Raw genomic sequence first — 24,339 nt, 5'->3', positions numbered from 1 at the left:
CGCGCCTAAGTCTGGCACATAAGTTTCAGCATTCTATCGGAGACGTGATCATGAAAGCCTTTATTCCCCTGCTCTGCCTGATCGCTTCGCCCGTCTGGTCGCAGGACGCGCCGGAAGGCTGGGCCGTCTACCCGACAGACAAACCCTATTCAGAATTGGTTGACGACACCAAAGCCGCCATCAAGGAAAACGGGTTGATCGTCGTGACGCAGGCTGGCCCCACCAAGGCAGCGGCCGCGCGTGGTATCACCATTCCGGGCAACCGGGTGATCGGAGCTTTCAACAACGACTACGCCGTGCGGGTGCTTGAAACCTCAACCCATGCGATGATCGAAGCGCCCATCCGCTTTTATGTCACGGAAAACGAGGACGGCTCTGCCACACTGTCCTACAAAACCCCCAGCTTTGTCTTTGCCCCTTACGCATCGGAAGGGGGGCAAGCATTGGCGGACATCGCCACAGAACTTGACACAAAGTTTCAATCTGTCGCCCAAGACGCAGTCAAATAGTCACACTGGCGTGAACCGCCTTGCGTCCGGGGGCGTCCTCCGCAATCTGCTTTGAAACGGTTTTTTCGGAGCATGACTTATGCAGGACCCCTCGCCCCGCGCCGCGGATCTTCTGGCCCAACGCCTGTACGAAGCAGGGTGCCGCCACGCCTTTGGGATGCCGGGGGGCGAAGTTCTGACACTGGTCGACGCGCTGGAAAAGGCAGGTATCACCTTTCACCTGACCAAACACGAGAACTCCGCCGGGTTCATGGCGGAGGCGGTGCATCACCGCGACGGCGCGCCTGCGATACTGGTGGCAACACTTGGCCCCGGCGCGATGAATGGCATCAACGTGGTGGCCAACGCATTGCAGGACCGTGTACCGATGATCGTGCTGACAGGGTGTGTCGATGCGGATGAAGCGTTGACTTACACACATCAGGTCATGGATCACGCGCAGGTCTATCGCTCGATCACCAAGGGCACCTTCACCCTGACGGCCAAAGGCGCGGATATCGTCGCGGACAAGGCGGTGTCGCTGGCCAATCAACCGCGCCCCGGCCCGGTTCATATCGATGTTCCGATTTCGGTCGCCGATACGCCAGTGACCGGGGCGAAACGCCGCCGCTTGGCCAAGATCGCGCCGGTCAGCCCCGGGGGCGAGTGTTTGGAAAAGGCCCGCCGCTGGGTGGCAGAGGCCGAACGTCCCGTTGCCATTGTCGGTCTGGATGTTCTGTACGACGACTCGCGCAGCGTGGTGCAGGCGTTTTTGGAACATTTCGGCATCCCGTTTGTGACCACCTACAAAGCCAAGGGCGTGGTCCCAGAAGATCACCCCTTGTGTCTGGGCGCTGCCGGTCTGTCGCCGCTGGCGGACAAGCATCTGGTGCCTCTGATCGAACAGTCGGATCTGGTGCTATGTTTGGGCTATGACCCAATCGAAATGCGCCCCGGTTGGCGCGAGATTTGGGACCCCGAGGACAAACGCGTTATCGATATCTCGGCAGTGGTCAATGATCACTACATGCATCAGGCGGGGCTGAATCTGGTGGCCGACACAGGCGAGACACTGGAAGCCATCGCCAAGGGCAATCCGGCGCGGGCCACGTGGCCGGCGGGCGAGCCCTCGCAGGTCAAAGCCGCTTTGGCAAAGGCCTTCCCGAATGACGAAGATTGGGGACCGGCGGCGGTTATTGCTGAAACGCGGGCAGTATTGCCCCCTGAAACTTTGGCAACTGCAGATAGCGGAGCACATCGTATTTTGCTGAGTCAGATGTGGAATTGCAGCGAAGAGCGGGGACTGATCCAGTCTTCGGCGCTGTGCACCATGGGATGTGCGGTTCCAATGGCCATTGGCCTGATACTGGCGGAACCCCAACGCCCGGTCATCAGCTTTTCAGGCGATGCCGGTTTTCTGATGGTGGCCGGGGAATTGTCGACCGCAGCCGAGATGGGCGGCAATCCGATCTTTTTGGTTTTTGTCGACGCAAGTCTTGCGCTGATCGAACTGAAACAGCGTCAAAGACAAATGGGAAACAAGGGCGTCGATTTTGGCCACCACGACTTCGCTGCCATGGGTCGGGCCTTTGGTGGACATGGCCATACCGTTCGCAACCGGACAGAATTGCGCGCAGCGTTGGAAGCTGCTGTAAAGGCGGACACTTTTACTGTCATCGCGGCAGAGATTGAGCGTGGAGGCTATGATGGCCGCATCTGAAGGCCCCTTGAAGGGCGTTAAGGTTCTGGACCTTAGCCGGATTCTGGCAGGGCCCACGTGCACGCAATTGCTGGGCGATCTGGGCGCAAGCGTTATCAAGATCGAAAACCCCGGCACAGGCGGCGACGACACACGGCAATGGGGTCCGCCCTATGTGACAGATGCCGAGGGCAACCGCTCGGACCTGAGCGCCTATTTCATGTCCGCCAACCGCAACAAGAAATCCGTCGCACTGGATATCGCTACCGCTGAGGGTCAGGCCGAAATCCGTCGCCTGGCCTCACACGCGGATATCCTGATCGAGAACTTCAAACCCGGCGGGTTGGCCAAATACGGCCTGGACTACGCCACATTGTCGAAAGAGTTTCCCGGATTGGTCTACTGCTCGATCTCGGGCTATGGACAAACCGGACCGAACGCCAGCAAGCCGGGTTATGACCTGATGGCACAGGGCTATGGCGGAATCATGTCGCTGACAGGCGATCCTGAGGGCGCACCGATGAAGGTGGGCGTTGGCATCGCAGATGTAATGTGTGGCATGTATGCGAGTGTTGGGATTCTGGCCGCGCTGCGCCACCGAGACCTGACCGGTGAAGGTCAGCAGATCGATCTGGCGCTCGTCGACGCGCAGATTGCGTGGCTGATCAACGAAGGCGTAAACTACCTGACCTCGGGCAATGTCCCCCAGCGGCGCGGCAACGGACACCCAAATATCGTGCCCTATGAGGTTTATGAAACCGCTGACGGCCATGTGATTCTGGCCGTTGGGAATGACGGACAATTCAAAAAGTTCTGCAGCTTTTTAGGAAGATTCGAACTGGCCGAAGACCCCCGATTTGCGACCAACCCATCGCGCCTTGAACATAGGGAAGCGTTGAATGCTATCTTGCGGCCCTCGATGCAGGCGCTGGACACACAAGAGGTCATCTCGGGTCTTGAAGCTCTGAAAGTTCCGGTTGGCCCGGTGCAGACGCTTGATCAGGTTTTCGACACCGAACAAGTCGCCGCACGGCACATGAAGATCGACATGCAAGCCCAGCCGGGCCCTGTAAGTCTGATCGGAAATCCGCTCAATCTGTCACGCACGCCTGTAACATATCGCAGTGCGCCCCCGGTGTGTGGAGCGGATACTGAAGCAGTTCTGAACGCCGAAAACCCGTTCGAGGATTGAAATACTTGCACATTTAGGCGGCAACTCGCTGAAACATGCTCTTGAATCGGCGGTTTTTTTCGCCTTTTTCGCACACGGCATTTCACCAATTCGAGAGCAGGGTCGATACTGTTACGTCCCTCTCTCACACTCTGTTACATCGAACAGTGTGAAATACCGCAATCAGATTGGACCCAAGTATGAAACAAGATGTTTTTGGACAGATGAACACCCTGACCCAGCCGGCTGCGGTCGACGCCTGGAATGGTGTTCTGCTTGGGTTCATGGCGCATGCAGCCGTCACGCCCCAACATCTGGGCAAAGCGCTTGAGCTTGAACCTGATTTTGCACTGGGTCACGCAGTCAAAGGTCTGTTCATGGCGCTGCTGGGCCGACGCGAGATGATGGCTGTCGCGGTTGAAGCCCTGGCAGCGGCCAATGCCGCGATGGAACGTCAGCCGATCTCGGCCCGCGAGCGTTTGTATGTGGACGCTTTAGCGCTGTTTTTGGCGGGGCAACAAACGCAGGCGGTGCGGAAATTCGAAGCGGTCCTGCGTGATCATCCGCAGGACACACTGGCGATGAAACTGAGCCATGCAACACGATTTGTTCTGGGCGATGCCGAAGGTATGCGCCGGTCGATCGAACGTGTGATGCCAGCCTATGAGCCCGACCATCCGGGCCGTGGCTATCTGCTGGGCTGTCATTCTTTCGCGCTGGAGGAAACCGGCGCCTATGAAAAGGCAGAAATCGCAGGCCGTCAGGCGCTGTGGATGGTGTCGGACGACGCCTGGGGCCTGCACGCGGTGGCCCATGTTCATGAGATGACCGGCAACGCGCAGCTGGGTTTGGATTGGCTTGCAGGGCGCGAAGATGCCTGGGCGCACTGTAACAATTTCCGCTATCACGTCTGGTGGCACAAAGCCCTGATGCATCTGGATCTGGGTCAGGTTGATCAGGTGATGGAGCTGTATGACGCCCATATCCGCAAGGACAAGACCGACGATTACCGCGACATTTCGAACGCAACCTCGCTTCTGTCCCGGCTTGAGCTTGAGGGCGTGGATGTCGGCAACCGCTGGGAAGAACTGGCCGATCTGAGTGCTGCGCGCACCGAAGATGGCTGCCTGATCTTCGCGGACCTGCATTACCTGCTGGCTCTTACCGGCGACAATCGTGCCGACGCAACCTCCAAGATGCTAAGCCGCATGAACCGTGACGCAGCCCACGCAAAAGACGACACCACCCGCCGTATGGCTGATCCCGGTGTTGCCGCAGCCATGGGGTTGGAAGCCTTCGGAGACGGCCATTATGGCACCGCCTTCGATCACCTGCTGGCGGCGCGAGGATCGATGCAATTGGCCGGTGGCAGCCACGCGCAACGTGATGTATTTGAACGCATTACCATCGATTCCGGTCTGCGCGCCGGACGTCTGGACGCGGTCGAGCGTATTCTGGACGACCGTCGTGCCAAGCGTGCTGGAGGCGAAGACAATTATGCCATCGCACGCCGCGCCCTGATTGATGCGGCCCGCGATAGCGGCGACGTGCAAAGCGTCCCCGCCGAATAACAAGACGATCTAGAAGGACAGAAAACGTATGGCGACCATATCGCCCGCTTCTGATTTTGCACCAGCTGCGGCCCCTGCCGCGGCCCCTTCCCGTACGCGCGATCCGCGGTTGGACTTCTACCGTGGTATTGCGATGTTCATCATCCTCATCGCCCATATCCCAAACGATCCCTGGGCCAAATGGATTCCAGCGCGGTTCGGTTATTCCGACGCGACAGAAATTTTCGTGTTCTGTTCTGGCATGGCCTCTGCCATTGCTTTTGGCGGCGCGTTTTTGCGCAAGGGCTGGTGGATGGGAACGGCACGTGTGGCGTTCCGCATCTGGCAAGTTTACTGGGCGCATATCTGTCTGTTCTTCTTTGTGGCCATGACCATGGCTGCGCTGGACCAGACCGGTGCGTTCGAGAAAACTTACATCTCATCTCTGAATCTGCAGCATTTTTTCAACGATCCGGCCTCGCAGATGGTTGGGATTTTCACACTGACCTACGTGCCAAACTACTTTGACATCCTGCCGATGTATCTTGTGGTACTGGCGCTGATGCCGCTTTACATGGCGCTGTATCGTGTCAGCTTCTGGCTGATGGCAGCAGTATCGGTCAGCATCTGGTTTATTGCTCAGACCGGCGCATTGGCATTACCGGCCGAGCCATGGTCGGACCGTCAGTGGTACTTCAACCCGTTCGGATGGCAATTGCTGTTCTTCACCGGCTTTGCCTTCATGCGCGGCTGGATTCCCGCCCCGCCCGTTTCGAAGACCCTGATCTGGGTGGCTATTGCCTTTGTTGTCCTGTCAGCTCCGTTCGGATCGTGGAAGGTCTTTACCTGGATCAACACAGCCGCGCCCGATCTTGGCGCAGTACTCCGCCAAGGCTGGCCCCTAACCGAAGACCTGCGAGGAAAAACCGAATTTGGCCTGCTGCGGTATGTCCACTTCTTGTCGCTGGCCTATTTGGGTTGGGTCGCTGCTGGCGAGCATGGCCACCGCCTGATCGCAACAGGACACAGTATGGGCGCGCGCGTCTGGCAATTCCTGCTGGCGGTTATCACGAAGGTCGGCCAGCAATCCCTTGCAGTCTTTGTGTTTTCCATGGCCGCAGCCCGCCTGATAGGCGTTGCTCTGGACCAATCTGGGCGAGATGTTGCCAGTGTCTTTGTCGCCAACATGATTGGCTTTGCGATGATCATCGGCGTTGCCTATTTGGCAGCTTGGTTCAAGTCACAACCCTGGAAGACCAAGAAATGAACTTTACCCGTCGCGCATTCCTCGTTTCGACGACCGCTTTGGCTTTTGCCCCGTCCGCCTATGCGACGGGCGGCGAAGTACCTTTTGATCGTAACTATGTGATCAAGATGGCGCGTGATCTGGCCAGCCGTCCCTATGCGGAACGCGATATGGTTCCCCAGGAATGGCAGGACCTGACCTATCAGCAATACCGCTCGATCCGGTTCCGGCTGGACCGCGCGCTTTGGTACGAGACCGAGACCCCGTTCAACGTGGATTTCTTCACTCCTGGTTTGTACTTCCCGCGTACCGTAAAGGTCGAAACGGTTGAAAACGGCATGACCACGCCAGTCGCTTTCGACCTTGCGATGTTCGACAAGTCCGAAGATGTCCCGCAATTGCCCATCGACGATACGCTTGGCTTTTCGGGCCTGCGCCTTCGGACCGAAATGCACCGCCCCGGCAAGACAGATGAATTCTGCGTCTGGCAAGGGGCAAGCTATTTCCGCGCCATTGGTCTGCATGAGGTTTACGGCCTGTCCGCCCGAGGCCTGGCCCTGAAGACCGGCGATCCCGATGGCGAGGAATTCCCCGAGTTTATCCGCTTTTGGCTGGAGCGCCCGGACCCCGGCCAACGCAACGTGGTTGTGCATGCCTTGATGGACAGCCCCAGCGTGACCGGGGCCTATCGGTTCAACGTCACGGCAGGTGCAGACTGCGTCATGGATGTTGAGGCCACGCTGTTCCCGCGCGAAGAGCTGCCCCATGTCGGAATTGCGCCGGGCACATCGATGTTCCTGTTTGACCAAACCAACCACAGCCGGTTCGACGATTTCCGCCCCGCCGTGCATGACAGTGACGGATTGCTGATCCGCAATGGCGCGGGCGAGGTTTTGTGGCGGCCACTGGCCAACCCGACCCGCCTGCAGATATCGTCTTTTGTTGATACGAACCCGCGCGGGTTTGGCCTGATGCAGCGCAAGCGCGAGTTTTCGGACTATGCCGATCTGGAAGCGAATTATCACAAGCGCCCCGGATTATGGGTCGAACCCAATCAGGATTGGGGCAAAGGCACTGTGACGCTGGTGGAAATCCCCGCTGATCAGGAAATCTATGACAATATCGTCGCCTATTGGCGCCCGGCTGAGCCCTATGCGGCGGGCAGTCAGGTCGATATGTCTTATCGTCTGATCTGGGGTGAAGAACCTCAGCGCACGCCGATGCCGCGGGTCATCAACACTGCGATGGGGGACAACACGTTCGGCGAGGGCCGTCTGGCTGTCATTGACTTTGAAGACAGTGAACTGTTCGAGGACATCGACGCGATCTCAATCTTTGTTGACTCGCCCCATGCCGAAACTTCTGAAGGTGTTTTGCAACGCAATCCCGATACCGGTGGCCTACGTCTGGCCTTTTCGTTCCAGCCCGGAGACCGCAACCATGTCGAGCTGCGCGCGCAGCTTCTGAAAGACAAACTGCCCGCCTCTGAGGTCTGGCTTTACCGTTGGACCACATGAGCCGCGATCTGCATATCATGCCGCCAGAAGCCCCTTTGGCGATGCCTGCGCAGAACTTCGGCGCGCGGTTCCGCGATGCGGATGCACCTTCCGGCAAGCGCGGCTCGTCGGCTGGGTTCTGGCGCGCACTGGCGTTTTCCCCGGCAATGGCGGCAACGCTGGGCCTGCTCTGGGTGATGAGCGATTGGTTCAGCGCTGAAGGCATCAACCTGATCGAAGCCATCCTATTGGCGCTGATCTCGTTCAATTTCTTCTGGATCTCGTTTACGGTTTGCACGGTTCTTTTGGGTATGGTGTCCCTGTCGCGGCAGGATCGCCCGCAGAAAAGCCACAGCGCGCAGCCATTGCGCGTGGCCTTGCTGACCCCGGTTTACAACGAGGTGCCGTGGAACGTGCTGGGCAATGCCCGCACCATGCTGGAAGATTTGCAGACCCGTGGCGGACAGCATCATTATGCCATGTTCATCCTTTCCGATACACGGGACCCCGAAATAGCGGCGCAGGAACAGGCCAGTGTCGAGGCCCTGCGTACCACTTTGGCACCGGGGCTGGAGTTGTACTATCGCCGCCGCGATCAAAACACCGATCGCAAGGTGGGAAATATCGCCGACTGGGTCAGCCGCTGGGGCGCGGATTGGGATGCGATGTTGGTGCTGGATGCCGACAGTTTGATGACTGGGCGCGCGATCTATCGACTGACCGATGCACTCGCGCGTGATCCCAGCGCGGGTCTGATCCAAAGCTATCCGCAACTCATAGGCGCACAGTCCGTCTTTGCCCGGATGCAGCAATTCGCAAACGGCGTCTATGGCATCGCCTTTGCTGAAGGTCTGGCGCGTTGGTGCGGGCAAGAAGGCAATTATTGGGGCCACAACGCGATCATCCGCACCAAGGCTTTTGCCACCAGCGCTGGCCTGCCCAAGTTGCGATCATTCAGCGGTCAGGACAAGCTGATCATGAGCCACGATTTTGTCGAGGCTGGATTGCTGCGCCGCGCCGGTTGGGCGGTGCGATTTTTGCCACGCATTCGTGGATCATACGAAGAAACACCACCCACCCTCATCGATCATGCCATGCGGGACCGCCGCTGGTGCCAAGGCAATTTGCAACACCTGAAACTGCTGGGCTCGACCGGGTTCCGCGCCGTATCGCGTTTTCACATGTTCCACGGAGCGGTTGGATACCTGATGTCACCGCTATGGTTCGCCCTGCTGTTGATGTGGGCGCTGATTGGTCAGGGTCAGGACGCATCTGTCCTGCATTACTTCAGCCCTGACAATCCTTTGTTCCCGCAATGGCCCGAAATGTCGGAAACCCGGCATGTGCTGATCATTCTGGTCATGTATGCCATGTTGCTGGCCCCCAAGGTGCTTGGTGTTCTGGCCCTGCCGCTGAGCGGTGTGCGCTATTCCGACTTTGGCGGAGCGCGCAAGTTTCTGACGTCGTTCCTGGCCGAGGTTCTACTGTCCATCCTCTATGCCCCGATCCTGATGGTGCAGCAAATGATTGCAGTCTTCCGTACGGCCTTTGGCATCCAACGCGGCTGGTCTCCGCAAGCCCGTGATGGCGGCAGCTATGGGTTGGGTACTCTGGTCCTATGCCATGCGCTGGAAACGATCAGTGGCATCGCGCTGAGCGTGGGTATCCTGTCCGGTCTGGTTTCGATCTGGCTGGCTCCGATTGCCATCAGCCTGGCACTTGCAATTCCTTTGTCGGCCCTCAGCGGTGTGTCTGCAGGCACTGCACGCAGAATGGTCGGAATGCGTGAGGATTTCAGCGAGCCTGCAATCACTCGCTCGGCCCGCCGCTATCGTGATGAGCTCAAGCGGTTGGTCGAAGGCAAAGGCAACATGACCCCGGCGGAATAATCAACTGCCGGGTAACCCCTCGTACCAATCGACGATCATGTCTGCCCAACCGGCAGGTACATTGTGCCCCCCGGGGAACAGAGCAAACTCCAACGCGCTGCTTTCGGCGCACCCTGTCCAGCGACGGCGCATGAAATCTTCAGTGACGCTGAAGCCGCTCGGTTTGTGATCGACGCATCCATTTGCTTCTCGCCAGATTTCAAGCCCAGCAAAAATGTCCCCCTGCTGGAAACGCCCGCCACCCAACAAACGACCTTCCAAGGGCACCACATTATCCGTCCAGCCATGGGTGTGGAACATGCGGATCGGACCCTCGCAAGCCTCGGGATGCGGACGCCAGAACCCGCCCGAGACGGGAACGTAGGCTGAAAACGTATCAGGGGCCTCACAGGCCAGATAGTTTACCATGAAGCCCCCTGCCGAAAATCCGCCTAGCAGGACACGATCGGGATCGACGCCGAACCGGTTGGCGGCATCTTGCACAACCTCAGTCAGAAAGGCGGTTTCGTCTCGTTCACCAAAACCGGGATAGAAATTCCAGCTTTTGGTGCCGCCCCGATCAGGTCGTTCCAGACCCTCAGGCGCCATAACCGCATAGCCACGTTCCAGCAAAGGTTCGACCATTGCGCGATTGCGCATCGTGCCCGATCCGCTGCCACCGTAGCCGTGCAGGAATAGAACCATCGGAGGATTATCTGCATCAGGCAATTCGAGGTGATAGGTGCCCATAGGCGTTTCGCATACAGCATCCTGACCGGCGCACCCGGCCCATGCGGTCTGCCCGGCAGCGGCAACAAACGCCGTTAGACTGAGTGTTCGGATCATCCTGCATCCTCACTATATCTACGAACCGGCAGTCCGGCCCGAACCCAACCCGGCCCGGCCGCCGAGCCCAGCATGCCCTCGGGCACATCAATAATATTGGCGAAACCGGCCGCGATGAGCTGATTGCTCAATCGTGCCGAGCGTACACCACGCGCACAAATCAGCGCGACGGGTGCCGATTTGTCACCGTCAGTCAGTTGCGAGAGCGCTTCGATGAAATCTTCACGCCGCATATCAAGCGGAGTAGCACCCTCACCAACGCCCGACGCGCGCCATTCGCGCGGCGTTCGAATATCGACTAGCAGGATGTGCCCTTCGCGGGCTTGTTCATGAGCTGCAGCTACACTGATCCGGCCACCGCCATGATCTTCGGGGATCAAGCGATATTCCCGGATCGCAAACCCGGCAGCGACCGCGGCACCACCGCCGATCAACACCCACCTGCGGGTTCGGTCCACTTGTTCGGCCACGGGATGCCTCCTGATTGCTACCCGTTGATCTAGCACAGATGGAGGAAAACGGAGCCCACCAAACCCCTGAACAAGATCAAGATCGCGTCATTTTTTCGCAGAGTTGCAGTATAGTTGAGTGTTTCAGTAGAATTTTGTGAAGAAGTTACAATATCTGGACAGTCAAGAAAATATCCTTACAAAATTGGCTTCATCCTGACCGCTCAGACCGGAGTATCGCACTTGTCCCTATTCCTTATCGCGGCCCTTCCTTTCCTTGGTGCTGTGTTCCCTGCTCTTCTGATCCGTGCAGGCAGAAACGCGGCTGCATCCGCAGCGGCATTGACGACGTTTCTCGCCCTGATGGGGCTTTTGATCCACATCCCTTCGGTCATGCGCGGCGAAGTTGTTACTGCACGGTTCGATTGGATTCCGGGACTTGGTTTAAACGCGAACTTTATGCTGGACGGGCTAGGGTTTTTGTTTGCCCTGCTGATTTTGGGCATCGGTCTGCTGATCATCCTGTACGCGCGGTTCTACCTCTCGCGCGAAGATCCGATGGGGCAGTTCTATACCTATCTGCTGCTGTTTCAGGGCGCGATGGTCGGGATCGTTCTGTCAGACAACATCCTGCTTTTGCTTATTTTCTGGGAGCTTACGTCACTCAGCTCATTCCTGCTGATCGGCTATTGGAAACACCTGCCCGAAGGTCGCCAAGGCGCGCGTATGGCGCTGGCCGTTACGGGTGGCGGCGGGTTGGCGATGATTGCCGGGATGCTGATCCTGGGAAACATCGTGGGGTCATATGATCTGAGCGTCATTCTGCAAAACAAAGAACTGATCCAGGCTTCGCCCTACTACCTGCCCGCGCTGATCCTGATCCTGTTGGGCGCCTTCACAAAATCGGCCCAGTTCCCGTTCCATTTCTGGTTGCCGCACGCGATGGCGGCCCCCACGCCGGTTTCGGCCTATCTGCACTCAGCCACAATGGTTAAAGCCGGTCTGTTTCTGATGGCGCGGATGTGGCCGGTTTTGGCCGGGACGGATGCATGGTTCTATATTGTCGCCACCACTGGTCTGGTGACCATGCTGTTGGGCGCGGTGATTGCTCTGTTCAAGGATGACTTAAAGGCGCTGCTTGCGTTTTCGACCGTTTCTCATCTGGGCCTGATCACCATGCTGCTGGGTTTTGGCACCAAGTTCGCAGCTGTCGCCGCCGTGTTTCACATCATCAACCACGCGACCTTCAAAGCCGCCCTGTTCATGACCGCCGGGATCGTTGACCATGAAACCGGCACCCGTGACGTCAAGCGATTGGGCGGATTGCGGCATCTGATGCCGATCACCTTTACAATCGGCACCATCGCGGCCCTGTCGATGGCGGGCCTGCCGCCGCTAAATGGGTTCCTGTCGAAAGAGATGATGCTGGAGGAGACCGTCCACACGACATGGCTGAACTCGCATTATCTGGTGCCGGGATTGGCCTTGCTGGCATCGCTGTTTTCTGCAGCCTATTCCTTCCGTTTCGTGAGCCACGTGTTCCTCGGCCCGCAGCGCGACGACTACCCTGCGCATCCGCATGATCCACCCGTCGGTCTGTGGATTGCACCAGCCTTCCTGGTCGTGCTGGTCATTCTGATCGGCCTCTATTCGGCTGCGATCGTCGGCCCCTTGGTCGCCGTGGTGTCCAGCGCGGTGATCGGCGGAGAAAAGCTGCCCTACTACTCGCTGAAGCTGTGGCACGGTTTTGTGCCGGCACTGTACATGTCGATTGTCGCGACGCTGGGTGGCCTGTTCCTGCTGTCGATGCACAAACGCGGTGAGCAGCTATGGAACGCCCTGCCCCGCCCTGAGGCGAAGGTCATTTTCGAAGCGATCATCAACGCCTTCACCCGCCTCAGCCAATGGATCACGGATGAGCTGCACAACGGTGTCCTCAGCCGCTACGCGATCATCTTCGTCGCCTTTACCGTCGGTCTGGGCTACTACGCCTATTCGACAGGAACGATTGGCGTTGAAACACGTGTTCCGCTGCCTGCGCAGATCATCCCGATCATCGGCTGGATTTGTCTGGTTGGCGCGACCTTGGCGATCATGTGGTTCCACCGCAACCGTTTGTTGTCGCTTGTCCTGATCGGCGTCGTCGGCCTGATCGTGTCGGTCGCCTTCAACTATCTGTCTGCACCGGATCTGGCTCTGACCCAGATCTCGGTCGAGGTGGTGACAATGATCCTGCTGCTTCTGTCGCTGAACTTCCTGCCCACGGAAACGCCGTGGGACAGTTCAGCCGCACGACGGTGGCGAGATGCTGCGATTTCTGTCGTCGCCGGGATCGGAACCGGAGCGCTGATTTACGCGATCATGCTGCGGGACTTTGCCTTCCCGACAATCTCGGACTTCCATCTGGCGAATTCGTACAAGGGCGGCGGTGGCACGAACGTCGTCAACGTTATTCTGGTCGACTTCCGGGGCTTTGATACCTTTGGCGAGATCATCGTTCTGGGCATCGCGGCTCTGATCATCTTTGCCTTGACCGAAGCGGTTCTGAGCACGAATGTGCGCGGCTATCTTCTGAACCGAAAACCGCATTGGCCGCAATCGGGGGATTCTCATCCGCTGATGATGGTGGTTGCGACGCGTGTGATGATGCCCATCGCCCTGATGGTTGGCGCCTACATTTTCTTCCGGGGTCACAACCAACCCGGCGGCGGTTTCATCGCTGGCCTTGTCGTCGCAATTGCCTTCCTGATGCAATACATGGCCAGCGGATATACGTGGGCCATCGAACGACAAAGGTTCTACTATCACGGCACCATCGGCTGGGGTGTTCTGATTGCAGCCGCGACCGGCCTGGGGGCCTGGTTCAACGAACGTCCCTTCCTGACCAGCGATTTCGGTTACATCAACTGGCCACCGCTGGAAGAGTTCGAATGGGCCACGGCCATGCTGTTTGACGTGGGCGTTTTCCTCGCCGTTCTTGGGGCGGTGATGCTGGCGCTGGATAGCCTGTCGCGCTTTGCGTGGCGGCCAGGTATGGCGCAGGAATTCCCGATGGATATCAACCCACTGCGGGATGCCCCTCAAGACGAAGATAAAGAGAAGGAGCAGGCCTGATGGAAGCGCTCGTAGCCTCTGCCGTAGGCATTATGACCGCCGCCGGGATATTCCTGATCCTGCGCCGTCGGACTTTCCCGGTCATTCTAGGCCTGTCCCTGATCACCTACGCGGTGAACGTGTTCTTGTTTGCCACAGGGCGCCTCGCGCTGAATGCGCCAGCCGTTCTGAACAAATACGAAGACGTACCCTATACCGACCCGCTGCCACAGGCGCTGGTGCTGACAGCCATCGTGATCTCGTTCGGGATGACGGCCGTGATCGTGATGATTGCCCTGTCGGCCTACCTGTCTTCAAAGGATGACCATATAGACATGAGCCCACAGGACAGCGTTGACGCGCCGGGAGAAGACGCATGAACCACTGGATCGTTGCGCCGATCGTCCTTCCCGCGATCCTGGCCCCGTTCATCATCATGGTCCTGCGGTATCATCTGGACCTGCAGCGCATCTTCTCGGTCGCCGGTGTCATTGCCCTGCTGGGCATTGCCCTGACCATCACCGCGCAAGCGTCGGGTGGTGAAATTCTGGTCTACGAGTTGGGCAATTGGCCTGCACCTTTCGGTATTGTCATGGTGTTGGATCGGCTCTCAGCCATGATGGTTCTGCTGACCGCGCTGCTGGCCTTACCCATTGTGCTTTATGCCATAGCGTCGGGCTGGGACGAGCGCGGGAAACATTTCCACGCACTGCTCCATTTCCAGCTTATGGGCGTTTGCGGAGCTTTCCTGACCGGCGACGCGTTCAACCTGTTTGTGTTCTTCGAGGTCCTGCTGATCGCCTCATACGGTCTGATGACCCATGGCGGCGGTTCGGTTCGTTTGAAATCGGGCGTGCAGTATGTGGCTTACAACCTCTTGGGCTCGACCCTGTTTCTGTTTGCCCTGGGCACGATTTATGGCGTCACCGGCACGCTGAACATGGCCGACATTGCGCTGCGTGTGGCGGAGCTTCCGGCTGAAGACACGGCTTTGCTACGGGTCGGCGCTGTGCTTTTGCTTTTGGTTTTCTGTATCAAAGCCGCCGTGTTGCCCCTGCATTTCTGGCTTCCCGCCAGTTATGCCAACGCCCCCCTACCGGTTGCCGCCCTTTTTGCGATCATGACCAAGGTCGGTGCTTACTCGATCATTCGGATGTACACGCTGGCCTTTGGACCAGAGGTTGAAGCGACCCAGGGATTGGTCGGCGATTGGCTGCAACCTGCCGCGCTTTTGACCTTGGCCGTTGGGGCCGTCGGCATATTGGGATCTCAGCACATAGCCCGCATGGTGGCATTTTGCGCCATCGCTTCGATGGGTACCCTGCTGATCGCAATCTCGCAATTCACGCCGGATGCGACGGCGGCGGCACTTTACTACGTGTTCCACTCGACGCTTGCGACTGCGCTGTTATTCCTGGTGGCGGATCTGGTGATGGAACGTCGCGGCGGTGCCATCGCACCCACAGCTCCGATGCCCCAAAGTGGCCTGATCTCGGCCCTGTTCTTTGTCGGAGCCATCGCAATGGCAGGGATGCCACCGCTTTCGGGCTTCATCGGTAAACTGCTGGTTCTGGACGCGTCCCGCGATGCATCGGATGCAACAGCGGTCTGGGCTGTTATTCTGATCGGGTCTTTTGTCACCATCGTTGGGCTGGCGCGCGCGGGAACGTTGATCTTCTGGAAAAGCCACGACACGCAGGTCGTCACCATCGAAGAGCCTGTCGAAGACGAAGAGGTCCCAGCACCGGTCGCCCCAGAACCGCAACTCGGCCTTGCGATCACAGCCGTGTTTGGACTGGTGGCGGGTTTGATCCTGCTGACCCTGTTTGCAGGTCCGGCCCTTGAATACACAAGCAAGACCGCAGCTCAGCTGTTTGCGCCCGAAAACTACATCTCTGCCGTATTGGGAAGGGAAGAATGATGAAACTGCTCCACCGGATCTTTCCGCACCCTCATCTGACTTTCTTGCTGACGCTCGTCTGGGTGCTGCTGGCCAATAACGGGTCTTTGAACTCTTTGGTGTTTGGTCTGATTTTGGGGATCATCATCCCCTTTATTACGCAGCCCTACTGGCCGGATCGTCCCAAGCTGCGCAATTGGCCGATGGTGGCAGAGTACATGCTGGTCGTGCTTTGGGACATTGTGATAGCAAACATCACCGTTGCCCGAATTATCCTGTTCAAACGCGATGCCGACCGCCAACCCAACTGGGTCTGTGTCCCGTTGGAACTGCGCACGCCAGAGGCGATCACCGTTCTGGCGGGCACCATAACCATGACCCCAGGCACCGTCAGCTGCGATCTGTCGGCGCAAGGGCATAACCTTTTGGTGCATTGTCTTGACGCCCCCAACCCTGAAGAGGTGCGCGATCAGATCAAGCAGCGTTACGAGCGCAGGTTGAAGGAGATTTTCGAATGATTTTGGAATATGCCATCTTGTTTGCCTTTGCCTGTTTCGGAGCTGCCATCATGATGTGCCTTTGGCGGATCATCACCGCAGACGGCGTTGGCACCCGCGTTCTCGCGCTGGATACGATGGTGATCAACACCATCGCCCTGATGATCCTCTATGGTCTGGATCAGGGCACCGAAATCTTTTTCGAAGCTGCCATGATCATTGCCATGCTCGGCTTCGTCTCAACTGTGGCTTACGCGCGCTTCATGTTGCGCGGCAACATTATCGAGTGAGGGCGGCATGACATTACTCGTCGAAATTCTGATCGCCGTCTTCCTGATCATGTCGGGCATCTTCGGTTTTGTCGGTTCCTTCGGCATGATCAAGCTAAAAGACCCTATGTCCCGCCTGCACGCGCCGACCAAGGCGACGACGTTGGGCGTGGGCGGTGTGCTTCTGGCCTCGATCACGCATTCCGTCCTGCTGGAAGGCAAACTGTCATTGCATGAGCTTCTGATCACGCTTTTCTTGTTCCTGACGGCACCGATCACGGCCCTGTTCATTGCCAAATGGCACATTCATCGTCATGAAAAGCCCAGCGATTTGCCGGATGCGGGTGAGGATGAGCTTTGGGCCACTCACGCGGTCGAGCAGGTCGAGGACGTCCCGGACCATAGCGCGAATTAACCCAATGCACTCACCTCCGCTACCTTTAACCCGCGATCTGGTTCTTGTTGGCGGAGGTCACACCCATGCGTTGCTTTTGCGGAAATGGGGGATGAACCCCCTGCCCGGGGCACGGGTGACAGTGATCAACCCCGGTCCAACCGCGCCATATTCCGGGATGCTACCCGGATTTGTCGCCGGACATTATGATCGCCGGGAATTGGACATTGATCTGGTGAAACTCGCGCGCTTCGCAGGCGCTCGTGTTATTCTGGGTGCGGTTGAGGGGATCGATACCGACGCACATCAGGTGCATGTTCCCGGACACCCGCCGGTCGGGTTTGATGTGGCGTCAGTCAATGTCGGGATCACTTCGGACATGCCCGCTCTGCCGGGCTTTGCCGAACATGCCATTCCAGCCAAACCTCTGGGCGGATTTGCTGCGCGGTGGGCTGACTATCTTAATCACGATGGCCCTGCGTCAGTCGCGGTGATCGGCGGGGGCGTTGCCGGGGCCGAATTGGTCATGGCCATGGCCCATGCTCTCAAAGCAAAGGGGCGCGCGGGGCGGATAACGCTGATCGATAATGCCTCGATCCTGACGGCCACCAAACCCAAGGCGGCGGCCACGATCCGCCGCGCCATGCAGGATCTGGGTGTGGACGTCATCGAAAACGCAGTGATCACCCGGATCGACGCGGATCACGTGGAACTGAAGGACGGCCGCGCAATACCTGCAGATTTCGTCACCGGAGCCGCCGGGGCGCGCCCTTATGACTGGATCGCACATACTGGGCTGGATCTGCAGGACGGGTACATCCGGGTGAACGGCCATCTTCAATCCAGCGACCCCGCTGTTTTTGCAGCCGGAGATTGCGCCCACCTGTCGGATAATCCGCGCCCCAAGGCAGGCGTTTACGCGGTGCGCGAAGCGCCCGTTCTTTTTGATAATCTGCGTGCCGCGCTGGGGGCGGGACGGATTCGCAGGTATGTCCCGCAGAAGGATTACCTCAAACTGATTTCTTTGGGCGGCAAATCCGCGCTTGGTGAACGTTTGGGGACATCCTTCAGCGGTCCGATCATGTGGAAATGGAAGAACCACATCGACCAAACCTTCATGAACAGGTTTCGAAACCTGCCGCAGATGAAGCCTCCAGCATTACCACGCGACCGGGCCTTTGGGCTGGATGAGTCGCTGGGGGAAAAACCCATGTGCGGAGGGTGCGGCGCAAAGGTCGGGCGCGACGCGTTGCAGACCGCTCTGAAATCGCAACCCGCCCCGACCCGCTCGGACATTACCCCCCTGCCCGGCGATGATGCGGCTTTGTTACAGACGGGTGGCGTTCAGCAGGTCATGACCTCGGATCACCTGCGGGCTTTCACCAATGATCCCGCCCTTATGGCACGCATTGCTGCTGTGCACGCGTTGGGGGATATCTGGGCCATGGGAGCTACGCCTCAGGCCGCAACGGCAACGATCATCCTGCCTCGTATGTCCGCCAGTCTTCAAGGCCGCACCATGGCAGAAATCATGGCAGTCGCGGGCAAGGTGATGAAAGAGGCCGGGGCCGAAATTGTGGGTGGGCACAGTTCCATGGGCGACGAGATGACCATCGGCTTTACGATAACCGGCCTTTGTGAAACGCCTCCTGTAACATTGGCGGGTGGGCAACCGGGGGACCGTCTGATCCTGACCAAGCCCTTGGGCAGCGGCGTTATGATGGCTGCGGAAATGGCCGGTCTAGCCAACGGAGCCTGGGTCGCAGCGGCCTATCAGCAGATGACCCAACCGCAGGGAGAGGCGGCACGTATTCTGGCCAAAGCCCATGCGATGACGGATGTGACCGGGTTTGGTTTAGCCGGACACCTGCAAGGTATCTGCGACGCCTCAGGCTGCGGTGCCGTGCTTGATCTGGACGCGATTGAGGTGATGGATGGTGCGCTGGAGCTGTCTGAACAAGGTATGCGGTCAACGATCTTTGCCGACAACCGGGCTATTGCCATGGGCCTGCCCGCCGAAGGCAAAGCCGCTTTGTTGTTCGATCCGCAAACGGCTGGTGGTTTACTAGCGGCTGTCGATGCGGCAGCAGCCGATGCCCTGATTCAGGGCTTGAAGGCCGCAGGGTACCCCGCCGCAATCATTGGCGAATTGACTGATACTCCGGGCATGCGCCTTCAAAGCTGATCCAACAGGCTTTCGATTTGAGACGCTGCCGTTGCAAGGCCGTCATCGTCCAATGTCGCAATGTTGATGTTGGCCAATACCTGTACGGACCGCGACCGCCGTGATTTGGTGTAGGCCGGATCATAGTGCTGTTCCATCAACGCCTGTGTCAGCGCGTGTTTTTCATCCGCATCGATCAGGTGCATCCACCCATCGACAACGTCATGTCCGCGATGAAAACGCAGCGGAGAAAGCCGATCCCGCAAACGATCACTGTCAGACAGGATGTCGTCATAGGCCCTCACCAGATAGGCGGCGCGCGCTTCAATCGGCGCTGTGATTTGCACCCTGGGGGCCGCGCATAGCGCGGTCCAAAGGCTGGGCGGCAGGATCAGACTGCCGATTTTCGAAGATTCCGCTTCGACCACAACAGGGCGCGCTGGGTCCATAGCGCATAGTGCGCCGGACAACGCCGATTCAAACGCCTTTTGCGCGGGCTGTCCGCCTGGCCTTTCCCCCAGCAAAGATCCCCGGTGATTGGCCAATGCCTCAAGGTCGAGAACCTGTACGCCGCGCCTTTGTAACAGAGCCAACAGATCCGTCTTGGCCGTTCCGGTATAGCCATCCAGGGCGATCAATCGATGCGGTAGAGGATCATCATACAAATACGCATTCACCAACCGGCGATAGGTGCGATAGCCGCCTTCGACCACGTCAGCGCGCCAACCGATTTGCTGCAACATCCAGGTGAACGAACCAGAACGTTGACCACCGCGCCAGCAATAGACCAATGGTCTCCAACTACCCGCGTGATGGCTGAGGCGCTGTTCGATGTGATTGGCCGCATTGCGGAACACAAGCGCGGCCCCCAGTTTGCGCGCCAAAAACGGGCTTTCCTGAACATAGATGGTCCCAACCCGAGCGCGCTCTTCGTTGTTCAGAACCGGTAGATTTATAGCACCCGGCAAATGATCCTCGGCATACTCGGCCGGGCTGCGCACGTCGATAACCGTATCAAAGTTATGCGCGTGAAGCTTGGTCAGATCAGGGAATTTCAAAGCCATACCAGTGGTCTAGCTTGCCGAGTTTCGAAAGAAAAGGTCATGCGCCCTTAGCCGTCGAAAGGTTCAATCAGTTCGGGTCCGCTGGCCCGGTTGGAATTCACCGTCGGGTCGACGCGGTGGTAGGCCAGCACGCCCTCGTCACCCGGCTGCATCAACCGTGCGGCACCTTTCCCCGACTCGCCCAGCCACAATGGCCAGTCTTCAGGCTCAAGGATCAAGGGCATCCGGTGGTGTATTGTCTTGAGATTTTCATTTGCACCTGTGGTCACGATAGCGCAGGTGCCTTGTCGGCTTTCCTGTGGTCCCCAATCCTGCCAGACGCCCGCGAAGGCAATCGGGGCTCCATCCTTGCGATGGATGTACCACGGCAGTCGGGTGCCCTGATCGGTTTTCGTCCATTCGTAGAACCCGGTGGCCGCGATCAGGCAGCGGCGCGACCGGCAGGCTTCACGAAAGGCTGGTTTTTCCGCCAAAGTCTCGGACCGCGCATTGATCAACAACGGGCCAGCCGTTTCAGATTTGTACCAGTGTGGCAGAAATCCCCAACGCAAACCGTCCAGATGGCGGCCTGTTTCACCGCTGCGCACCACATGTACCTGATTTGTCGGACAAACATTAAAGTTTGGAACTGCTGGCAGCGTATTTGCCGGCCGTGCAGAAAACAGCTGCGCCATGGCGTCATTGGGAAGAGTTATTGCAAACCGTCCACACATGGGTAATGAACCATCGATACATTCTTGATACAGGCGCAGGATCTTACGGGTCACATGAAAAACCAAACGACTCAATCCCTCAAGAGCAAAGCGATTTCCCTTCTGGAAGCAGAAAAGTTGCCACAGGCTTTGAAAAAGGCGCAGCTGGGCGTCAAGAAATTCCCCAAGGACTCGGACTTTCACGCCATCGCCGGTTTTGTTCTGACCGAGATGAAACAATACAAGAAATCCATTCCGCATTTCGTCGAAGCCTCGCGGATGAAACCGGATGATCCGCAATTCGTGGAAAACCTCGCCAACGCTCTGATGCAGATCGGCCAGTTTCCCAAAGCGCTGGAATACACCGAACAAAAGTTGGAACAGTTCCCCAACAACAAGGAACTGAACCGAGTTCTGGATGAGATACACCTCAAAGGTACATCGTGGCGTTCGATCATTGAACACGCAACCAACAAGCTGGCCAATGACCCCGACAATGCTGATTTGTTGACCAAGCGGGCCCGAGCCTATTCCAAGATTGGATTTGTCGATGAAAACTCCCGTGATATTGCGCGTGCCTATGAACTGGACCCGAACAATATTAAGATCTCCTTCCAGAAATCCGTAAATCTGCACCAAAGCGGCGATAAAGAAGCATCTACCGAGATTCTACACCGTATCCTTGAGGAAAATCCTGAGCACGCCCCGACATTGCTGCAATTGTCGACAATGGTCGGCAAGGAGGATGCGGTGAACCTGATGGACGCAGTTGAGATCGCTATCGCCAGTAACGAGAACGTGCTGGTGGAGCTTGAGTTCGCCAAAGCACATCTGATTTCCCAAACCGATGGTCTGGACGCGGCGCTGTCGCAATTTGCTTACGCCAATGCGATTCAGCACGACGGCAATCCATATAACTTTGCTGCAGAAGAGAAAAAACTTCGCAATATCACAAGCCTGTTCCCGCTCGGCGAAGACATTCAAACCTCTGACAACAACGATTCACCGGTACCGATCTTTGTACTTGGGCAGCCGCGGTCTGGTACCACACTGATGGAAATGATGCTTAGTTCTGCGCCACATATTGCTGGGTGTGGCGAGTTAATGCTGGGCGCGGACTTATCCCAAGACTTCGAGAACGGTAAAAACGCTTTCACCGCCGCGAAGGCAACCGAATTTGCGCAGGAATTCCGTAAGCTAATGCCGCCAATCCCCGCGGATTCGGTCGCCTTTGTCGACAAGATGCCCCACAATTTTCAGCGAGTGGGGTTCCTGCTGGCCGCGTTCCCAAATGCTAAGATAATCAACATGCTGCGAGATCCCCGCGATGTCGGCTTGTCCAAGTGGATTCGCCGCTTTCCTGCAGGCGGGATGCGCTATGCGTCAAATCTGCAGTCGATTGCTCATTCGGCGAACTTGTACCGCCAGTACATGGCGCATTGGCAGTCCGTGTTTGGCGAAAACATCCTGACCATTCCTTATGAGAAGCTGGTGGCCGACCCGGAGACCTACAGCAAACAGGTCGCCGCGTTTTGCGGCATTGAATGGAGCGAGGCCATGATGCGACCCGAGCAAAACACCAAACAGGTCAGAACAGCTAGCATCGATCAGGTTCGCAATAAAATCTCAACCAAATCCATTGGTGGATGGCAGAGCGTCTCCGAACATTTGCGCCCTATGCTGGACGACTTGGACCCATCGCTTTGGCCGGAATACGATTTCAGCTGACAGGCCGTGAAACAGAAAAAGCCGCATCACCCGGATGCGGCTTTCTTGTTTCAGGTGGCAGAATTTACTTCTGCTTGATACGCCCGTCCAGATAGGGCTGATACGGCGCGTTTTCCGCTAGATATTCGGCTGTGACATCGGCCAGATCGGGGCCGAAGTCATAGGCATTCTTGTCGTCACCTTCGAACATCGAATAACCATCGCCACCGTTGCGCACATAGTTGTTGGTCACAACAAGGTAAGTCTTGTTCGGATCAATCGGAACAAATCCGTCACCTTCGGCCACCATGACTTCGCTGATGCGGCCTTCGTTCGGGGCCACGCTAGGATCCCAGGTAAAGCTCAGGCCCGCAACTTGCGGAAAGCGGCCTTTTACCTCTTCAACCTGACTGACTCCATTTTCCAACGCGTCGATGACGGTCTGGCCGGTGATCTCAAAAGTGGACAGCGTGTTCTGGAACGGCAGAACCGTCAGCACTTCGCCCATGGTTACATCACCCTCGTCGATAGACGCACGCAGGCCACCTGAGTTGGCAATTGCAATCTGCGCCCCCTGATCGGCGACACGGGCCAGCATCGCGTCGGCCACAAGGTTACCCATTTCACATTCCTGCACACGGCAGATCGACCTGTCGCCCTGAATTGCTGCGCCTGAGTTTGCAACAACGCGTTGCTTCATCTCTTCAATCGGCGCACCCATTTCGGCCACGCGGGCAGCGATGTCAGCGTCAGGCGTGACCGAGGCGTCCAGAAGAATGGGTTCGCCCTCGGCTGCAATCAGATTGCCGTCGTCGTCAAAGGTCAGGGTGATCTCGCCCAGGTATTTTGAATACGCGTAAGCCTGAACCACCGGCACGTCACCAACCATCATCGGATACGACCCGGCCGCGCCCTCCTGCGTGTTCGACAACAGAGTATGCGAATGACCACCGACCACCAGATCGAGGCCCGGAACCTGCGCTGCGATCTCAAGATCCTTGGCCAGACCCACATGGTTCAAGGCGATGATGATGTTGACGCCTTCATCCTGCAGTGCCGCCACATCCGCCTTCAGGCTTTCGATCTCGTCCTGAAACACAACGTCCTTGCCGGGGCTGGACGTCTCAACCGTATCCGTGGCGAGCGCCGAGATGATACCGACTTTCTGGCCGCCGATATCAAGCACAACATGGTTTTCAACCTTGCCGTTCAGCTCGGCCGACGATGACAGGTCCAGATTGCCTGAAATCACCGGGAAGCTGACCGTTTCAATGAACGATGCCAAACCTTCAGGGCCGTCGTCGAATTCGTGGTTCCCCACGGCCATGACGTCATAGCCGATCGCTTCCATAAACTCGGCTTCTGCTGCGCCCTTGTAAGTGGTGTAGAACAACGACCCTTGGAAAGGATCGCCTGCGTCCAGCAGCAGAACATTCTGATCCGCCAGCGCATCACGACGGGAATCAACGATCGTCTTGAGGCGCGCAACCCCGCCAAAACATTTGCCTTCCGCTTCATCCTCAGCGTCGCAAGTTGAGTCGTATTTATTGATCGACTCGATGCGGCTGTGAATGTCGTTGGTGTGCAGAATGGTTAACTTATATTCGGCCGCCGCCATACCGGCAGTTAGGCCAAGAATTGCAGCAGACGCCAAGAATCGGGTCAACATACTGAATCTCCCTGTTTATATTTTCAAAGATCGTGCGCTTATGGAGAGCGAGAGTCAAAGAGGAAATCCGGCTTGAT

Annotated in this window: 21 protein-coding genes; 16 read left to right on the top strand and 5 right to left on the bottom strand. The window is 57.7% G+C overall.

Annotated features, from left to right (window positions below):
- The first annotated feature begins 50 nt into the window (after positions 1-50).
- From GOV90_RS13105 to mdoH, 7 genes are all read left to right on the top strand, one after another.
- Positions 51-509, top strand: coding sequence for a DUF302 domain-containing protein (locus tag GOV90_RS13105; protein ID WP_171091026.1), 459 nt, complete (start codon positions 51-53; stop codon positions 507-509).
- A 79-nt stretch (positions 510-588) separates the two neighbouring features.
- Positions 589-2,208: a thiamine pyrophosphate-binding protein gene (locus tag GOV90_RS13100; protein WP_171091029.1), complete on the top strand. Its 1,620-nt coding sequence runs from the start codon at positions 589-591 to the stop codon at positions 2,206-2,208.
- On the top strand, positions 2,195-3,379 hold the full coding sequence (locus GOV90_RS13095; protein ID WP_171091031.1) for a CaiB/BaiF CoA-transferase family protein: 1,185 nt from the start codon (positions 2,195-2,197) through the stop codon (positions 3,377-3,379). Before GOV90_RS13100 ends, GOV90_RS13095 begins: the two co-directional genes overlap by 14 nt.
- A 179-nt stretch (positions 3,380-3,558) precedes the next feature.
- Positions 3,559-4,929 (top strand): tetratricopeptide repeat protein, encoded by a 1,371-nt coding sequence (locus tag GOV90_RS13090; RefSeq protein ID WP_171091033.1) that lies wholly within the window; start codon positions 3,559-3,561, stop codon positions 4,927-4,929.
- 28 nt (positions 4,930-4,957) lie between these two features.
- Positions 4,958-6,175: an OpgC family protein gene (locus GOV90_RS13085; RefSeq protein WP_171091035.1), complete on the top strand. Its 1,218-nt coding sequence runs from the start codon at positions 4,958-4,960 to the stop codon at positions 6,173-6,175.
- Complete coding sequence (locus GOV90_RS13080; RefSeq protein WP_171091036.1) at positions 6,172-7,671, top strand: glucan biosynthesis protein; 1,500 nt, start codon at positions 6,172-6,174, stop codon at positions 7,669-7,671. Before GOV90_RS13085 ends, GOV90_RS13080 begins: the two co-directional genes overlap by 4 nt.
- Positions 7,668-9,539: a glucans biosynthesis glucosyltransferase MdoH gene (mdoH, locus tag GOV90_RS13075; RefSeq protein ID WP_171091038.1), complete on the top strand. Its 1,872-nt coding sequence runs from the start codon at positions 7,668-7,670 to the stop codon at positions 9,537-9,539. The genes GOV90_RS13080 and mdoH overlap by 4 nt, the downstream gene beginning before the upstream one ends.
- On the opposite strand, the gene GOV90_RS13070 is transcribed toward mdoH, so the two are convergent.
- Both GOV90_RS13070 and GOV90_RS13065 read right to left on the bottom strand, forming a co-directional pair.
- On the bottom strand, positions 9,540-10,364 hold the full coding sequence (locus tag GOV90_RS13070; protein ID WP_171091040.1) for a PHB depolymerase family esterase: 825 nt from the start codon (positions 10,362-10,364) through the stop codon (positions 9,540-9,542). It lies immediately after the preceding gene.
- The gene (locus GOV90_RS13065; RefSeq protein ID WP_171091042.1) at positions 10,361-10,834 is read right to left on the bottom strand and encodes a rhodanese-like domain-containing protein; all 474 of its coding nucleotides are present in this window, start codon (positions 10,832-10,834) and stop codon (positions 10,361-10,363) included. The genes GOV90_RS13070 and GOV90_RS13065 overlap by 4 nt, the downstream gene beginning before the upstream one ends.
- Positions 10,835-11,056: 222 nt before the next feature.
- On the opposite strand from GOV90_RS13065, the gene GOV90_RS13060 reads away from it, so the two are divergent.
- From GOV90_RS13060 to selD, 7 genes are read left to right on the top strand one after another with little or no spacing between them, the layout of a single operon-like run.
- A complete protein-coding gene (locus GOV90_RS13060) occupies positions 11,057-13,927 on the top strand; it encodes a monovalent cation/H+ antiporter subunit A (RefSeq protein ID WP_171091044.1) in 2,871 nt (956 codons plus the stop codon).
- Positions 13,927-14,286, top strand: a complete 360-nt coding sequence (locus GOV90_RS13055) for a Na+/H+ antiporter subunit C (protein ID WP_170751150.1) — start codon at positions 13,927-13,929, stop codon at positions 14,284-14,286. Before GOV90_RS13060 ends, GOV90_RS13055 begins: the two co-directional genes overlap by 1 nt.
- Positions 14,283-15,827 (top strand): monovalent cation/H+ antiporter subunit D, encoded by a 1,545-nt coding sequence (locus GOV90_RS13050; RefSeq protein WP_171091046.1) that lies wholly within the window; start codon positions 14,283-14,285, stop codon positions 15,825-15,827. Before GOV90_RS13055 ends, GOV90_RS13050 begins: the two co-directional genes overlap by 4 nt.
- A complete protein-coding gene (locus GOV90_RS13045; RefSeq protein WP_171091225.1) occupies positions 15,827-16,324 on the top strand; it encodes a Na+/H+ antiporter subunit E in 498 nt (165 codons plus the stop codon). Before GOV90_RS13050 ends, GOV90_RS13045 begins: the two co-directional genes overlap by 1 nt.
- Positions 16,321-16,593 carry a K+/H+ antiporter subunit F gene (locus tag GOV90_RS13040; protein WP_174825372.1) on the top strand — a complete coding sequence of 91 codons (273 nt, stop codon included), beginning with the start codon at positions 16,321-16,323 and terminating at the stop codon, positions 16,591-16,593. The genes GOV90_RS13045 and GOV90_RS13040 overlap by 4 nt, the downstream gene beginning before the upstream one ends.
- 7 nt (positions 16,594-16,600) lie before the next feature.
- Positions 16,601-16,987 carry a Na+/H+ antiporter subunit G gene (locus GOV90_RS13035; protein ID WP_171091048.1) on the top strand — a complete coding sequence of 129 codons (387 nt, stop codon included), beginning with the start codon at positions 16,601-16,603 and terminating at the stop codon, positions 16,985-16,987.
- A 4-nt stretch (positions 16,988-16,991) separates the two neighbouring features.
- A complete protein-coding gene (gene selD / locus GOV90_RS13030) occupies positions 16,992-19,151 on the top strand; it encodes a selenide, water dikinase SelD (protein ID WP_171091050.1) in 2,160 nt (719 codons plus the stop codon).
- On the opposite strand, the gene mnmH is transcribed toward selD, so the two are convergent.
- Positions 19,142-20,194, bottom strand: coding sequence for a tRNA 2-selenouridine(34) synthase MnmH (gene mnmH, locus GOV90_RS13025; RefSeq protein ID WP_171091051.1), 1,053 nt, complete (start codon positions 20,192-20,194; stop codon positions 19,142-19,144). The two genes, selD and mnmH, sit on opposite strands and share 10 nt — an antisense overlap.
- 47 nt (positions 20,195-20,241) lie before the next feature.
- Positions 20,242-20,907 carry an SOS response-associated peptidase gene (locus tag GOV90_RS13020; RefSeq protein WP_171091230.1) on the bottom strand — a complete coding sequence of 222 codons (666 nt, stop codon included), beginning with the start codon at positions 20,905-20,907 and terminating at the stop codon, positions 20,242-20,244.
- Between GOV90_RS13020 and GOV90_RS21195 the strand changes: the two genes are divergently transcribed.
- Together GOV90_RS21195 and GOV90_RS13015 are read left to right on the top strand one after the other, a co-directional pair.
- The gene (locus GOV90_RS21195; protein WP_253284710.1) at positions 20,817-21,179 is read left to right on the top strand and encodes a hypothetical protein; all 363 of its coding nucleotides are present in this window, start codon (positions 20,817-20,819) and stop codon (positions 21,177-21,179) included. The two genes, GOV90_RS13020 and GOV90_RS21195, sit on opposite strands and share 91 nt — an antisense overlap.
- Positions 21,166-22,614 (top strand): tetratricopeptide repeat-containing sulfotransferase family protein, encoded by a 1,449-nt coding sequence (locus GOV90_RS13015; protein WP_254440148.1) that lies wholly within the window; start codon positions 21,166-21,168, stop codon positions 22,612-22,614. Before GOV90_RS21195 ends, GOV90_RS13015 begins: the two co-directional genes overlap by 14 nt.
- A gap of 64 nt (positions 22,615-22,678) precedes the next feature.
- Here GOV90_RS13015 and GOV90_RS13010 read toward each other — a convergent pair whose 3' ends face one another.
- Positions 22,679-24,262: a bifunctional UDP-sugar hydrolase/5'-nucleotidase gene (locus GOV90_RS13010; RefSeq protein ID WP_171091055.1), complete on the bottom strand. Its 1,584-nt coding sequence runs from the start codon at positions 24,260-24,262 to the stop codon at positions 22,679-22,681.
- Positions 24,263-24,339 lie beyond the last annotated feature (77 nt).

Source organism: Ruegeria sp. HKCCA5929 (assembly GCF_013034525.1).
GTDB lineage: Bacteria > Pseudomonadota > Alphaproteobacteria > Rhodobacterales > Rhodobacteraceae > Ruegeria.
Note: the sequence above shows the minus strand (reverse complement) of the source record. Positions and strands in the feature narration are given on the sequence as shown.

Bases quoted from the DNA above. Each gene is read 5' to 3' on its own strand.
- mnmH (WP_171091051.1), bottom strand. From the start codon at position 20,194: ATGGCTTTGAAATTCCCTGATCTGACCAAGCTTCACGCGCATAACTTT.
- GOV90_RS13085 (WP_171091035.1), top strand. From the start codon at position 4,958: ATGGCGACCATATCGCCCGCTTCTGATTTTGCACCAGCTGCGGCCCCT.
- GOV90_RS13100 (WP_171091029.1), top strand. From the start codon at position 589: ATGCAGGACCCCTCGCCCCGCGCCGCGGATCTTCTGGCCCAACGCCTG.
- GOV90_RS13035 (WP_171091048.1), top strand. From the start codon at position 16,601: ATGACATTACTCGTCGAAATTCTGATCGCCGTCTTCCTGATCATGTCG.
- mdoH (WP_171091038.1), top strand. From the start codon at position 7,668: ATGAGCCGCGATCTGCATATCATGCCGCCAGAAGCCCCTTTGGCGATG.
- GOV90_RS13020 (WP_171091230.1), bottom strand. From the start codon at position 20,907: ATGTGTGGACGGTTTGCAATAACTCTTCCCAATGACGCCATGGCGCAG.
- GOV90_RS13105 (WP_171091026.1), top strand. From the start codon at position 51: ATGAAAGCCTTTATTCCCCTGCTCTGCCTGATCGCTTCGCCCGTCTGG.
- GOV90_RS13040 (WP_174825372.1), top strand. From the start codon at position 16,321: ATGATTTTGGAATATGCCATCTTGTTTGCCTTTGCCTGTTTCGGAGCT.
- GOV90_RS13070 (WP_171091040.1), bottom strand. From the start codon at position 10,364: ATGATCCGAACACTCAGTCTAACGGCGTTTGTTGCCGCTGCCGGGCAG.
- GOV90_RS13010 (WP_171091055.1), bottom strand. From the start codon at position 24,262: ATGTTGACCCGATTCTTGGCGTCTGCTGCAATTCTTGGCCTAACTGCC.
- GOV90_RS13090 (WP_171091033.1), top strand. From the start codon at position 3,559: ATGAAACAAGATGTTTTTGGACAGATGAACACCCTGACCCAGCCGGCT.
- GOV90_RS13045 (WP_171091225.1), top strand. From the start codon at position 15,827: ATGAAACTGCTCCACCGGATCTTTCCGCACCCTCATCTGACTTTCTTG.
- GOV90_RS13015 (WP_254440148.1), top strand. From the start codon at position 21,166: ATGAAACCGGATGATCCGCAATTCGTGGAAAACCTCGCCAACGCTCTG.
- GOV90_RS13080 (WP_171091036.1), top strand. From the start codon at position 6,172: ATGAACTTTACCCGTCGCGCATTCCTCGTTTCGACGACCGCTTTGGCT.
- GOV90_RS13055 (WP_170751150.1), top strand. From the start codon at position 13,927: ATGGAAGCGCTCGTAGCCTCTGCCGTAGGCATTATGACCGCCGCCGGG.
- GOV90_RS13050 (WP_171091046.1), top strand. From the start codon at position 14,283: ATGAACCACTGGATCGTTGCGCCGATCGTCCTTCCCGCGATCCTGGCC.
- GOV90_RS13095 (WP_171091031.1), top strand. From the start codon at position 2,195: ATGGCCGCATCTGAAGGCCCCTTGAAGGGCGTTAAGGTTCTGGACCTT.
- selD (WP_171091050.1), top strand. From the start codon at position 16,992: ATGCACTCACCTCCGCTACCTTTAACCCGCGATCTGGTTCTTGTTGGC.